Genomic DNA, 13,131 nt, shown 5'->3' with positions numbered 1-13,131 from the left:
CTGACGGCCGACCTCAGCCGCCGACCAGTTCGGCAGGGGTGTTCTGGGTGAGCAGCAACATGATCTCCTCGGCCACCGGCGGCCGTTCCTCCCCGGGACAGTCCTGGGAGGTGATCAGACCGGTCGAGGTCAGTAGGCTGGAGGTGAGCGAGCCGATGCACGTCACCCGGTAGCCACGAATTTCGTCGGTCTCCTTGACCAGTGCCGGTTCGACCAGCAGCGACTGCAACCGCTCGCGCTGCTCGTCGGTCAGCGCGCCGGTCGACGTGACCCCGTCGCCCGCACAGTCGATGCACTCCCAACGGCCGTCGGGTGCCACGTTCAGGGTCCGCAGCGGGCCGTCTGTCCCGAGGTTCTGCAGCAGGCTGACCCGCCCGTTGCCGGTGGTCGCCGCACCGCCCGCCCCAGGCGGCGCGTCAGCCGGCTGCTCCGGCTCGGTCTGCCCACCGAAGGGTGCGCACCCGCTGAGGACGACCGCCAGTAGGGCGGTGACGGACAGGGAAGCCAGCCGTGACTGGGAAAGCGCAATCACTCGCGGAACCTACCCCACCGTAGGTAGCGAGCGTAACCGTCCGGAAGGACAACCATGAACGGCACTGTCCAGCCGGATCTCCTCAGCGGGCCAGACCGGCCGCGCCGTCGTCGGCACCCCGGTCCGCTGCATAGCCCCGCACGTCCGGCGCGCCGAGCCGGGCCGCGTCCGCGGTCGCATCGTCCGGCATCAACTGGGACTGCCGTTCGGCCTGGACCCGGGCCCGGTAGTGCGCCACCTCCCGAGCCTGCCGGGCAGCGTCCCAGCCCAGCACCGCGCCCATCAGCTCGGCCGTGTGCTCGGCCGACTCCAGGCCCCGGTGGGTCGTCTCGATCGAGATCCGGGTACGCCGGGTCAGTACGTCCTCCAAATGCAGCGCACCCTCGGCCCGAGCCGCGTAGGTCACCTCGGCGGCGAGATACTCCGGCGCGCCGGCCAGCGGGGCGGCCAGCAGCGGGTCCACGTCGACCAGGGCGAGCAGGTCGAGAGTCAGGCTGCCGTAGCGCTCCAGCAGGTGCTCCACCACACCCACCGGCACTCCGTGTCGCCGAGCCAGGTCAGCCCGGTCCCGCCACATGGCCGCGTACCCGTCCGCGCCGAGCAACGGCAGGTCGGCGGTGCGAGACGGACGCTGACCGCCGAGCCGTCGCACCGCCCGGTCCACGACGTCAGCGGCCATCACCCGGTACGTCGTGTACTTGCCGCCCGCGACCAGCAGCAACCCCAGCATCGGCTCGATGACGGCGTGTTCCCGGGAGAGCTTCGAGGTGGAGTCCGCCTCGCCCGCCAGCAGCGGGCGCAGCCCGGCGTAGACACCCTCGATGTCGGCCGTGGTCAGCGGCCGGTCCAGCACGGTGTTGACCTGCCTGAGGAGGTAGTCGATGTCGCTGGCGGAGGCCGCCGGGTGCGATCGGTCCAAACGCCAGTCCGTGTCCGTGGTGCCGATGATCCAGTGCCCGCCCCACGGGATGACGAACAGGACACTGCTGGCCGTACGCAGAATCAGCCCGGTCTCGCCGGTGATCGCCGACCGAGGCAGCACCAGGTGCACCCCCTTGGAGGCCCGGACCCGGATGCCGGGCCGCAGCCCGACGTCGTTGAGCATCCGCGACATGTCGTCGGTCCAGACGCCGGTGGCGGCGATCACCGTTCGGGCGCGTACCTCGAACTCCGCGTCGGGGGAACCGGCGGGCTCCTCCAGGTCGCGGAGCCGGACCCCGGTGACCTCCCGCGCCTGCCGGATCAGCCCGACCGCCCGGGCGCTGCTCACCACCGTCGCCCCCAGGCTGGCGGCGGTGCGGGCCAGGGTGACCACCAGGCGGGCGTCGTCGACCTGTCCGTCGTGGTAGCGGATCGCACCGGCCAGCCCGTCCGAACGCAGGCTCGGGAACACCCGGCGGGCGCCCTCGCGGCTCAGGTGACGGTGCAGCGGCATCCCCCGGCCACCGCCGAAGAGGCCGGCGAAGGCGTCGTAGGCGGCCACCCCGGCGCCGTAGTAGGCACGGCGGAACAAGCGGGCAGGCAGGTCGAACAGGCCCTTGCCGGCAGGGAGCGGCACCAGGAACGGCACCGGGCGCACCAGGTGCGGTGCCAGTCGGGTGGCCAGCAGGCCCCGCTCGGTGAGCGCCTCGTGCACCAGGCCGAACTCCAGCTGTTCCAGGTAGCGCAGGCCGCCGTGGATCAGCTTGCTGGACCGGCTGGAGGTGCCGGCGGCCAAGTCACGCGCCTCCACCAGGGCGACCTTCAAGCCCCGGGACGCGGCATCGACGGCCGCTCCGGCACCGGTCACACCACCACCAATGATCAGCACGTCGAACCGCTCGGCCCGCAGCCGACGCAGGTCGACGGCGCGGCGGGAGGGTGAGAGCTGCCCGGCGACCGAGCGTGGAACGTGGGGATCGCGCACCTGTCCACGTTAACCGCACCGGCCAACTCGTGACATGCCACGCCCGGCACCGATGGCGCCGGGCAGGCCGTGGTCGGTGACAGTCGGGACGAGCGAACGCCGCCGGCCGGCTACCACGTCATATGGTGAGCGGATGCGGGCCGACCACTCCACCTCCGGCAGCGCCGGCAGCCCCTGGGCGATCGCCGCGGCGGTGCTGGTCGGCTGCTGGGCAGTCGCCGTCGCCGTCGGGACACAGACCGGCGGCTGGGGAGTCGACCAGGTGCTGCTGATCCTCGGGGTGGGTCGGCTGGTACCGCTCTGGCCGTTGATCTGCCTACTCACTGTGCTGCTGATCGGCACCGCCGCCCTACCGCTGGCACTGGTACCCCGCTCGGAGACGGTCCGCGTCGTCGGCCGGCGGTGGCTGGCCGGTGTGCTCGCACTCGGCGCGCTCGGACTGCTGCGCGCGATTCCACCGGTACACCACGAGGCGTACCTCGCCGCGCTGGCCGCCACTGCCACACTGCTCGCGGTGGTGACGAACCGGCTGCCGCGCCGGGTCCTCGATCCCGGTCGATCCGCAGCCGGCCCGGCGGAACCCGAAGCAGGGCCCGAGACACGCCCGTCGGTGGTCACCCTGCTCGCCGTGGCCGCAGGGGTTGCCCTGCTGGCGCCCTGGGTGTGGCTCGGCGCGCTCGGCGGGCTGCTGGAGACCGTCCTCGCCGGGCTGGCCGCGGCGGCCGTCGGCGCGCTGGCCACAGTGCTGCTGGACGCCCGGTACTGGGGCCGCTTCGAGGCCGGTGAACCACCCCGGGCAACCCGTCTGGTGCTGGTGGGCGGCTTGGTCGCCGGGGTGGTGCTGCTGCTGGTGGGTGCCGGCGTCGGGCAGTCCGGTGCCCAGTTGCCGCTGCTGGTGACGCTACCGCCGGCCGGTTTCACACTGGCAGCGCTGCACTTCCTCAGTCGCCGCAGCGGCGGGAGAACCGGCCGAGCCGCGACCGCCTGGCTGGTCGGGCTCGGAGTGCTCGGTCCGCTGGGGTTCACCGATCCGGAGGAGATCAGCCTGCTGCTGGTCGGCGCGCGGGACGTGCCGTTCTGGGTGGCGGTGGCCTCCGGCGCCGGGCTCGCCGTCGGGGTGCTCCTGGCGGTCGCTTACGGTCTGCTGCTGACCCGGCCGTCGGCCCGTCCACCCCGCCGGGCGGTCGCCGCGGGGACCGCGGTGGCCGTACTGATCACGGTCGGACTGGTCGGCGGCACCGCCGGCCAGCCGGGGCTGCACGGGGAGCGGCTCTTCGTGGTGCTGCGGGAACAGGCCGACCTAACCGACCTAACCGGCGGGCCGGGCAAGGCCGGTCAGGACGCCCGCGTCACCGAGGTCCACCGGCGGCTGGTCGACACCGCCGAACGCACCCAGGCCGACCTACGGCGGGAACTCCGGCGGCTGCGGCTGGACCACACCGCCTACTACCTGGTCAACGCGGTCGAAGTGGATGGCGGACCGGCGCTGCGGGCCTGGTTGACCGGCCGGCCCGAAGTGGCCCGGGTGCTGGTCAGCCAACGGCTACGCCCGTTGCCGGCACCCGCTGGCAAGGCCGGTGGCACCGCTGCCGCGCCGGCCGTACCGCCGTGGCACATCGCGATGATCGGCGCTGACCGGGTCTGGTCCTCTCTCGGGGTCACCGGCGCCGGCGTGACCGTCGGCAGCTCCGACTCCGGCGTCGACGGGCGGCATCCGACCCTGACCGAGGGCTTCCGGGGTGGCGACGACTCGTGGTTCGACCCCTGGAACGACACCCGGACGCCGACCGACCGGAGCGGGCACGGCACCCACACCGTCGGCAGCGCGGTCGGGCGGGACGGCATCGGGGTGGCCCCCGGTGCCCAGTGGGTGGGCTGCGTCAACCTCGACCGTAACCTCGGCAACCCGGCGCACTACCTCGACTGCCTCCAGTTCATGCTGGCTCCCTTCCCGCCGGGCGGTGACCCGTTCACCCAGGGGCGGCCGGCCCGGGCACCGGAGATCCTGACCAACTCGTGGGGCTGCCCGCCGATCGAAGGCTGCGATCCAGGGACTTTGCGGCCGGCCACGGAAGCGCTGGAGGCGGCTGGGATCCTCGTCGTCGCGGCCGCCGGCAACACCGGGCCGTTCTGCGGCTCGGTGCAGGACCCGCCCGCGCCGTACCCGGACGTGCTGACCGTCGGCGCCGTGGACGACCAGCGCCGGGCAACCGCCTTCTCCTCCCGTGGCCCGGCCGCCGGCGGGGTGGCCAAGCCGGATCTGATGGCACCGGGGGCGGGCGTCGTCTCCGCGATGCCCGGCGGTGGGTACGCCGTGCTCGACGGCACGTCGATGGCGGCTCCGCAGGTGGCGGGCGTGGTGGCGTTGATGTGGTCGGCCGATCCCGGCCTCGTCGGTGACCTGGATCGGACCCGGCGGATCCTGCGCGAGACGGCCACACCGGTCGAGTCCGACCCACGCTCCCCCGGCCAGGCCGACGAATGCGGCGGCGCCGCCAACGTGGTCGGTGCCGGCCTGGTCGACGCGTACGCCGCCGTCGCAGCCGTCCGCGGCGACTGACCTTCGGCGCAACGGCACCGGCACTGACGTCCGCCTCGACTGTGATCTAGGGTCGGCAGCCATGGACGCCGCCTTCGACATCGTCGAGTTGACCATCGAGCAGGCGCCCGAGGTGGTGGCGCTCTGCCAGCGGGCGCTCGACCTGCCTGAGGACGCGGTCGAGGCCGGACCGCTGGTGGCGACGCTCTGGTCACGGGCCGCCGCCACGCGGCAGGTGCGGGTGTTCGGGGCGCGCCGGGAAGGGGCGCTGGACGGAGTACTGATCAGCTCGATCTCCGCCGACGACGGTCGGGTCGGGCACGTGGACCTGCTGGCCGTACGGCCCGGGAAACGACGTCGGGGTCTCGGGCGGGCCCTGCTCGGGCGGGCCGAGCGGGTGCTCGCCGAGCTCGGCGCGGCCGAGGTGCTGCTCGCCGGCAATCCGCCCCACTACGCCTGGCCAGGCATTGACGTGCGCTACACCCCGGCGATCTGTCTCGGGCTCGCTCTCGGCTACCGGCAGGACCGGACCGCCTGGAACATGACCGCCGACCTGTCGTACGACGGGTCGCCGGCGCTGCGGTCGACAGAGGCGGCCGAGTCCCGGCTGGCGGAGCAGGGAGTGGCCGTCCGTCGGGCGGGGCCGGCCGACCTGCCGGCGCTCGCGGCGTTCGTCCGCAGCACGTTCGGCGGCTCGTGGGACGCCGAGTTGGCCGGCTCGCTCGACCAGCCGGAGGCTGGCTGCCACCTGGCCGAGCGCGACGGTCAACTGCTCGGTTTCGCCGCCTACGGATCGTCCCGCCCGAGTTGGTTCGGCCCGATGGGCACCGCGCCGGCCGCCGAGGGCTCCGGCATCGGCGGCGTGCTGCTGCGACGCTGCCTGCGTGACCAGCGGGCGGCGGGCATCGAGTCCGCCCAGATCGGTTGGGTCGGGCCGGTCCCGTTCTACTCGGGCAGCGCGGGCGCCCGGATCGAACGGGTCTTCTTCCTGTATCGCAGGCCGCTCGGCACCGCATGAGCGACGGGCAAGGTTGATCACGACGTCGCCGCCCGGAGTCGACGGGCCGGACAACCCGCCGGGACGAACGAGAGTGGGCGGACCGCTGACGCGGTCCGCCCACTCTCGGCGTTGGAGCTGGACTCAGAAGTCCATGTCCCCGCCGCCCGGGCCAGCCGGGGCGGCCGGGGTCTTCTCCGGCTTGTCCGCCACGACGGCCTCGGTGGTGAGGAACAGCGCGGCGATCGACGCGGCGTTCTGCAGCGCCGAACGGGTCACCTTGGCCGGGTCGATGATGCCCGCGGCCAGCAGGTCGACGTACTCGCCGGACGCGGCGTTCAGGCCGTGACCCGAGTCGAGGTTGCGGACCCGCTCGACCACGACGCCGCCCTCGAGGCCGGCGTTGACGGCGATCTGCCGCAGCGGGGCGTCGAGCGCGATCTTGACGATCTGCGCACCGGTCGCCTCGTCACCGTTCAGGTCCAGCTTGTCGAAGGCGCTCTTGCCGGCCTGGACCAGCGCGACACCACCACCCGGGACGATGCCCTCCTCGACGGCGGCCTTGGCGTTGCGGACCGCGTCCTCGATGCGGTGCTTGCGCTCCTTGAGCTCGACCTCGGTGGCCGCGCCGACCTTGATCACCGCGACGCCGCCGGCCAGCTTGGCCAGCCGCTCCTGCAGCTTCTCCCGGTCGTAGTCGGAGTCGCTCTTGTCGATCTCGGCCCGGATCTGGTTGACCCGGCCCTGGATCTGCTCGGCGTCGCCGGCACCGTCGACGATGGTGGTCTCGTCCTTGGTCACCACGACCTTGCGGGCGCGGCCCAGCATGTCGAGACCGGCGGCGTCCAGCTTGAGGCCGACCTCCTCGCTGATGACCTGGCCACCGGTGAGGATGGCGATGTCGGTCAGCATGGCCTTGCGGCGGTCACCGAAGCCCGGCGCCTTGACGGCGACCGACTTGAAGGTGCCACGGACCTTGTTGACGACCAGGGTGGCCAGGGCCTCGCCCTCGAGGTCCTCGGCGATGATCAGCAGCGGCTTGCCGCCCTGCATGACCTTCTCCAGGATCGGGAGCAGGTCCTTGACCGACGCGATCTTGCTGTTCGCGATCAGGATGTACGGGTCGTCGAAGACGGCCTCCATACGCTCCGGGTCGGTCATGAAGTAGGCCGAGATGTAGCCCTTGTCGAAGCGCATGCCCTCGGTGAGCTCAAGCTCCAGACCGAAGGTGTTGCTCTCCTCGACGGTGATGACGCCTTCCTTGCCGACCTTGTCCATCGCCTCGGCGATGATCTCACCGACGGTGTTGTCACCGGCGGAGATGGAGGCGGTGGAGGCAATCTGCTCCTTGGTCTCAACGTCCTTGGCGAGCTTCAGCAGCTCCTCCGAGACGCTGGCCACAGCGGTCTCGATGCCCCGCTTCAGGGCCATCGGGTTGGCGCCGGCGGCCACGTTGCGCAGGCCCTCGCGAACGAGAGCCTGAGCCAGGACGGTCGCCGTCGTCGTGCCGTCACCGGCCACGTCGTCGGTCTTCTTGGCGACCTCCTTGACCAGCTCGGCGCCGATCTTCTCGTACGGGTCCTCGAGCTCGATCTCCTTGGCGATGCTCACACCATCGTTGGTGATGGTGGGGGCACCCCACTTCTTCTCGAGCACGACGTTGCGGCCCTTGGGGCCGAGCGTCACTTTCACGGCGTCGGCGAGCTGGTTCATGCCCCGCTCGAGGCCGCGGCGCGCCTCTTCGTCGAACGCGATCATCTTGGCCATACGGCGTTGTCCTCCTGGACACTCACGGGCCATCCGAGTTGGTATCCCGGATGGGCCGTCTGGTGTACGCACCTTGGGACGTCGCCACCTGGCGACGGCGACGCCTCCTCGGCCGGGCCGGATAGCCCGCGACGACTGACCGCGTGCCCCACCCGTGGTTATGTCACGAGCGCGACCGCAGCCCCACCGTCCCGACCAACTGGCACTCACGCCATGCGAGTGCCAATGACTTGTTTAGCACTCTCCCCTGCCGAGTGCAAGCACGATCGCCCGGGTCAGCCGAGTTCGACGGCCAGTTGCCCGGCGTTCACCGGACCCTCGTGAGCACGCTGCTCGGCGTACGTGACCACCAGGCCGACCAACTGGGCGAGATGCGCGGGCAGCGCCAACAACGCACCCACCGAGATCGCCAGCAAGGCGCCCACCGCCGTACCGGGTGAATTCAGCGGCGTGACGCCGAAGGGAATGATCGCCAACGACTCGACAACGCCCGCGACCAACGCCACACCGATCGCCGCCGCGGCCACCAGCGCCACCCGGCCGAGCAGCAGCCCCAGCCGGGCGCGCAACATCCGATGCGAACGACTGATCGGCTCCTGCCGCTCGAACAGGTAGACCGGGCCGGCCATGGCGAGCGCGAAACCCGCGTAGATCCCGGGCAGGAAGCAGCAACAGAAGAACCCGATGGCAACGATCAACGTGACAATCAACGTCCAGCCCCAGAGACCGAGCGCCCGACGCAGGCCGTAGCGCAGGGCCGCACCGAAACCGACCGGCTCACCGGCCGCCTGCCGGGCGATCACCCAGGCGCCGGCGGCCCAGCCGAGGCACTGCACCAAGCCGAAGACCAGGCTTCCGCCCACCAGGACGAACAGCAGTACGGACAGGTCGCTCCAGAAGGTCACGGGCAGCGCGGAGTTGCCGGCCATCTCGGCGTCCCAGCGGGCCGACGGGTCCACGGCCAGGGTCAGCACCGACAGCATCGCCAGCGGCAGCACCTGGGTGAGGACGAGAATCGGCAGCAGCAGTCGCCAGCCCCGGCCGGCTGTGCTCAGGCAGCGCGCGAACCAGCCACCGAGCCCCGCCCCGGGCGGCGTCACCAGCGGGTCAGCCGGAGTTAGCCCGTACCCGGCCGGCTGGTACCAGCCGGCCGACGGCTGGTCGGGATACGGCAGCGGCTGGTCGGGATGGGGCGGCTGGTCGGACATGAACTCTCCTCAGCGACGGCTGGGCCAGCTCACGATCTTTCCTTGCGCGACGTCCACGCCGCAGCCCCGTCCGGCCACGACCACGTCACCCTGACCACCGACCGGATCAGCAGGGTGGGGTGGGTGGGGTGCACCATTCAGGCGAGGAGGCGCACCTGTTCGGCCTGCGGGCCCTTCTGACCCTGGACGATCTCGAACTCCACCCGCTGGCCGTCGTCCAGCGCCTTGTAGCCGTCCATCTCGATCGCGGAGAAGTGAACGAAGACATCCTGCCCGCCGTCGACGGCGATGAAGCCGTAGCCCTTCTCGGCGTTGAACCACTTCACGGTGCCCTGTGCCACGGTGCTGTCCTCACTCTGCGCGGCGTTCCCTACCTCGGGCCGAGGGCGCGCCGACGACCCGAGAACCACCGGTTCGCCTGATCGACTACGACCACTGAAACGGGTGACCGAAATCGCACGGTACACGAAGCGTGACGGCGGCGCACGACCGCAAATCGGGCATACTGCTACCGTCTCGCATAGTTGCACGTCACTGTGATATTCATGCGCTCATGACGAGCGTCGCCGACGGCACCGGCGTACGGCAGGCCGTCGTCCGCCGGGTCGAGCCGCCGGACGCCGCCCGGATGCGCGCGCTGCGCCTGGAGATGCTCGCGGACGCACCGCTGGCCTTCCTGGAAACGCTTGCCGAGGCGGCGGCCCGCCCGCACGCCGGTTACGCCGCCCGGATCGCCCAGGTCTCGACCGGCACCCACACCGCGCAGTTCGTGGCGGATCCGGGCGGCCGACTGGTCGGGCACGCCGGCGGGACCGCCCATCCGGCGGAGCCAGCGGTGACGGTGCTCTACGCGGTCTACATCACCCAGTCCTGGCGGGGCAGTGGCCTGCTCGCAGCTCTGGTCGAAACGGTCGGCGCCTGGTCACGGGCCTGCGGGCGGCACGAGCTGATGCTGGAGGTGGTGGTGGGCAACGACCGCGCCTACCGGGCCTACCAGCGGCTGGGCTTCGTCGACACCGGGGTACGCCTCCCCCACCCGCGCATCCCCACCCTCCGCGAACTCCAGATGCGCCGCCCCGCCGCCCCGCCGATCTAGGGATTCTCGTCGTCACTGGAGATCGACTGACGACATTCGTCCCTAGATCGACGCGGCGCGGCGGAGGGGGCAGGGGACGGGGGGTGGAGGGGGGCCGGTTACACGTGTCGACGGGTCTGGACGATGCGGAACCGGTTGGCGACGTAGGCGCCGTCGGTGAGGGCAGCGTTGGCGGCAGGGTTGGCTCCGCTACCGTGGAAGTCGGAAAAGGCCGCCGACTGGTTCACGAAGACGCCGCCGGTGAGGTTGCCCGACAGGTGCACACCGACCTCGATCGCGGCGTTCTCGGTGGCGTCCAGCACCGCGGAGTCGGTGGAGTAGACGGCGGCCGTCAACGCGCCCTTCTCCCCTACCGTCGAGCGGAGAATCTCCAGGCTGTGCGTGGTGGAGTCGGTGGCGATGGCGAAGGAGATCGGCCCGAACCACTCCTGCGAGTAGGTCGCGGTGTCGTCGGCGTCCAGCTTGACGACGGTCGGCGTACGCACGACGGCACCCGGAAAGGACGGGTGTTCGACGGTACGGGACTCCAGCACCGGCTCGCCGACCTTGGTGACCTCGGCGAGGCGCTCCAGCACACCGTCGTTGACGATCGCGCCGGTCAGCTCGACGCCCCGGGCCGCGTCGGCGGTGAGCTTGCCAACTGCGGCGGCGATCCCGCCGGCCACCTCGTCGAAGCTCTTGCGCCCCTGGTCGGTGTCGATCCCGTCGCGGGGGATGAGGATGTTCTGTGAGGTGGTGCACATCTGGCCGCTGTAGAGGGTCAGCGTGAAGCCCAGATTCCGGCACATGCCGGCGAAGTCGTCGGTGGAGTCGATGACCACCGTGTTGAGTCCGGCTTTCTCGGTGTAGACGGCTGCCTGCCGGGCGTTGGCCTCCAGCCAGTCGCCGTACTCGGTGGAGCCGGTGAAGTCGACGATCCGCACGGCCGGGTGCAGGGCGAGGGTCGAGGCCAGCTTCTCGTCCGGGGCCTCGGGGGCGAGTAGCACCAGGTTCGGGTCGAAGCCGGCCTCGGCGAGCACCTCGCGGGCATAGCGGACCGTGACGGCCAGTGGGAGTACGGCGCGCGGGTGCGGCTTGACCAACACCGGGTTGCCGGTGACGAGTGAGGCGAACAGACCCGGGTACGAGTTCCAGGTCGGGAAGGTGTTGCAGCCGATGACCAGGGCGACGCCCCGGGGCACCACGTGGAAGGTCTTGGTCATCCGCAGCGGATCGCCCTTGCCGGCGGCCTTCTCCCAGCCGGCGGTGCCCGGGTGCCGGGTCATCTCGGCGTACGCGTAGGCGAGCGACTCCAGTGCCCGGTCCAGCGCGTGTGCGCCGCCGGCCTGGAAGGCCATCACGAACGCCTGGCCGCTGGTGAACTGCACCGCGTTGGCCAGCTCGAAGATGTTCTTGTGCAGCCGGTCGAGGATCTCCAGGCAGACACCGACCCGGGTCTGCGGGCCGGCGTCGCGCCAGGCGGGCAGCGCGGCGGACGCCGCGGCGACGAGCTGGTCGGCGTCGGCGTGCGGATAGCTCACGTTCAGCTCGACGCCGAACGGGCTGGTCTCGGTGGTGACCCGGTCGCCGTCACCCGGCTGGTCGAGCGGGAAGTCACCACCCAGGTACGCCTCGAAGGCGGCCTTGCCGTCAGCGGCGGCCGTCTCGCCGTACACCCGAGGGCTGGGTGATTCCGGGTAGGCGGACCAGTACCCCCGCTCCGTGATCGCGGTCAGCGCACGGTTCAGGGTCTCGGCGTGCCTGCTGTGAAGGGGGTGCGGGGTGTCCGTCATGCCCGCCATCATGCAACACAAAGCCCCCAGATCAGTAGAGGCGTGTCACAACTCAGCTCGCCAACCGCCTGTTCGTCCAGGCATCGACCGCGCACCGCCGCGAAGGCCGTTGCGGGCGCCTCCCGGTCCGGCTCGCCGCGGGCGTGACGGCGAGGGGCCATGGGCGCGAGGACGACCGTCGGACGCCGTACGCCGTCGTCGGTCTTCCGCCCGTCACAGGTTGAGCTGCCAGTTGCTCCATCGGTCGACCACCCGGAAACCGAGCTGCTCGTTGATCGTGATCATGTGATCGTTGGTGGCGGCGTTGAAGGTGTCGATCACCCGCACGGCCGGTTCGTGGGCGAGCAGGTGCCGCAGATTCTCGATCTTGGTTAGCAGGCCGAGCCGGTGGCCCCGGTGCTCCGGGTCGACGATGGTGATCTGCTGGAGGGCGTACCGGTCCGCGGAGGCGCCGACATCCAACAGCGTCCAGGCGACCAGCCGGCCGGACGCCTGGTGGCGTACGCCGACGTGGTAGCGCCGCTGGCCACGGGCGTCGAGCGCCAGGTCGGTGGCGCGCAACCGAGCGGCGTCGACCTGCTCCGGCTCCCAGGCGAGATCCCCCATCGGTGCGTCCGCCAGCAGCCGCCCGTCGAGGTACGCCACGTCGGCGGCGAACTCGTCCGGCGTGCCCCCACGCCAGGACAGCACCTCGTACCCGACCGCCCGGGACCGGGCCTCGGCCAGCAGCGAGTCCAGTTTTGCCTGGTCGAGGTCGGCGGTGTGCAGCCGCCGCCGCACGTCAGGCAGTGCGTCGACCGCGCCGACGGTGGCGGCGAACGCGATGGCCGGCGACGGGCAGTCGGGCTCGCCGGGCAGGTGCACCACGCTCATCGCACTCACCACCTTCCGCCCCTGCTCGCGCAGCACGCGCAGGCCGTGCTCGTGTAGCGCGCGGCCCACGCCTCGACGCCGGTACGCCGGGTGCACGGTCAGGTCGGCGGAGGCGTTCTCGATGTTGTCGAGTTGCGGCATTTCGAGCACGAGGTAGCCGGCCGGCTCGCCGTCGAGGTGGGCCAGTAGGTTGATCGGGACGATGCCCGGCATCGGGTGCCGAACCCGGCCGGTGAACCGCTGCCGGCAGACTGGCGGGAACTCAGCGAGATCGGCCGCCGCGGACGCCGAGCCGATGCGCCACGACTGCTCGATCTCCGCCTCGTCGGCAGAGCCGAAGGTGGTGATGGTGATGCTCATGCTGGCAGCTTGCACGCGAGACAGACGAGCGGGCCAGCGATTTTCGCGCTGACCCGCTCGGACGTTGGTCGGGAGGGACGA

General features: G+C 71.4%; 10 protein-coding genes. 3 read left to right on the top strand and 7 right to left on the bottom strand.

What is annotated here, in order from left to right; genetic code table 11:
• Nucleotides 1–13: 13 nt before the first annotated feature.
• Entirely contained in the window at nt 14–532 is a 519-nt protein-coding gene (locus tag ACFHWY_RS00870; protein WP_416578134.1) for a hypothetical protein, read from the bottom strand.
• 82 nt (nt 533–614) lie between these two features.
• The gene (locus ACFHWY_RS00865) at nt 615–2,438 is read right to left on the bottom strand and encodes a glycerol-3-phosphate dehydrogenase/oxidase (protein WP_416578133.1); all 1,824 of its coding nucleotides are present in this window, start codon (nt 2,436–2,438) and stop codon (nt 615–617) included.
• 133 nt (nt 2,439–2,571) lie between these two features.
• Here ACFHWY_RS00865 and ACFHWY_RS00860 point away from each other — a divergent pair, with 133 nt between their 5' ends.
• On the top strand, nt 2,572–4,998 hold the full coding sequence (locus tag ACFHWY_RS00860; protein ID WP_416578132.1) for a S8 family serine peptidase: 2,427 nt from the start codon (nt 2,572–2,574) through the stop codon (nt 4,996–4,998).
• Nucleotides 4,999–5,059: 61 nt separating this feature from the next.
• Nucleotides 5,060–5,995, top strand: a complete 936-nt coding sequence (locus tag ACFHWY_RS00855) for a GNAT family N-acetyltransferase (protein ID WP_416578131.1) — start codon at nt 5,060–5,062, stop codon at nt 5,993–5,995.
• A gap of 123 nt (nt 5,996–6,118) precedes the next feature.
• Here the strand turns inward: ACFHWY_RS00855 and groL are convergent, their stop codons facing one another.
• From groL to ACFHWY_RS00840, 3 genes are all read right to left on the bottom strand, one after another.
• A complete protein-coding gene (gene groL, locus ACFHWY_RS00850) occupies nt 6,119–7,741 on the bottom strand; it encodes a chaperonin GroEL (protein ID WP_416578130.1) in 1,623 nt (540 codons plus the stop codon).
• A 275-nt stretch (nt 7,742–8,016) separates the two neighbouring features.
• Nucleotides 8,017–8,949, bottom strand: coding sequence for a hypothetical protein (locus ACFHWY_RS00845; protein ID WP_416578129.1), 933 nt, complete (start codon nt 8,947–8,949; stop codon nt 8,017–8,019).
• Nucleotides 8,950–9,086: 137 nt separating this feature from the next.
• A complete protein-coding gene (locus tag ACFHWY_RS00840; RefSeq protein ID WP_416578128.1) occupies nt 9,087–9,290 on the bottom strand; it encodes a cold-shock protein in 204 nt (67 codons plus the stop codon).
• A 212-nt stretch (nt 9,291–9,502) separates the two neighbouring features.
• Between ACFHWY_RS00840 and ACFHWY_RS00835 the strand changes: the two genes are divergently transcribed.
• Nucleotides 9,503–10,045 (top strand): GNAT family N-acetyltransferase, encoded by a 543-nt coding sequence (locus ACFHWY_RS00835; protein WP_416578127.1) that lies wholly within the window; start codon nt 9,503–9,505, stop codon nt 10,043–10,045.
• A gap of 98 nt (nt 10,046–10,143) precedes the next feature.
• On the opposite strand, the gene paaN is transcribed toward ACFHWY_RS00835, so the two are convergent.
• A complete protein-coding gene (gene paaN, locus ACFHWY_RS00830; RefSeq protein WP_416578126.1) occupies nt 10,144–11,817 on the bottom strand; it encodes a phenylacetic acid degradation protein PaaN in 1,674 nt (557 codons plus the stop codon).
• Between the two features lie 213 nt (nt 11,818–12,030).
• On the bottom strand, nt 12,031–13,050 hold the full coding sequence (locus ACFHWY_RS00825) for a GNAT family N-acetyltransferase (RefSeq protein WP_416578125.1): 1,020 nt from the start codon (nt 13,048–13,050) through the stop codon (nt 12,031–12,033).
• Nucleotides 13,051–13,131 lie beyond the last annotated feature (81 nt).

This window comes from Micromonospora sp. LOL_024 (assembly GCF_048060415.1).
In the GTDB taxonomy this organism is placed as follows: Bacteria; Actinomycetota; Actinomycetes; order Mycobacteriales; family Micromonosporaceae; genus Micromonospora.
The sequence above is the reverse complement of the archived record's forward strand: the minus strand, read 5'-3'. Positions and strand labels throughout refer to the sequence as shown.

Coding starts and splice junctions, on each gene's coding strand:
- ACFHWY_RS00860 (WP_416578132.1), top strand. CDS start 2,572: ATGCGGGCCGACCACTCCACCTCCGGCAGCGCCGGCAGCCCCTGGGCG.
- ACFHWY_RS00855 (WP_416578131.1), top strand. CDS start 5,060: ATGGACGCCGCCTTCGACATCGTCGAGTTGACCATCGAGCAGGCGCCC.
- groL (WP_416578130.1), bottom strand. CDS start 7,741: ATGGCCAAGATGATCGCGTTCGACGAAGAGGCGCGCCGCGGCCTCGAG.
- ACFHWY_RS00845 (WP_416578129.1), bottom strand. CDS start 8,949: ATGTCCGACCAGCCGCCCCATCCCGACCAGCCGCTGCCGTATCCCGAC.
- ACFHWY_RS00835 (WP_416578127.1), top strand. CDS start 9,503: ATGACGAGCGTCGCCGACGGCACCGGCGTACGGCAGGCCGTCGTCCGC.
- paaN (WP_416578126.1), bottom strand. CDS start 11,817: ATGACGGACACCCCGCACCCCCTTCACAGCAGGCACGCCGAGACCCTG.
- ACFHWY_RS00825 (WP_416578125.1), bottom strand. CDS start 13,050: ATGAGCATCACCATCACCACCTTCGGCTCTGCCGACGAGGCGGAGATC.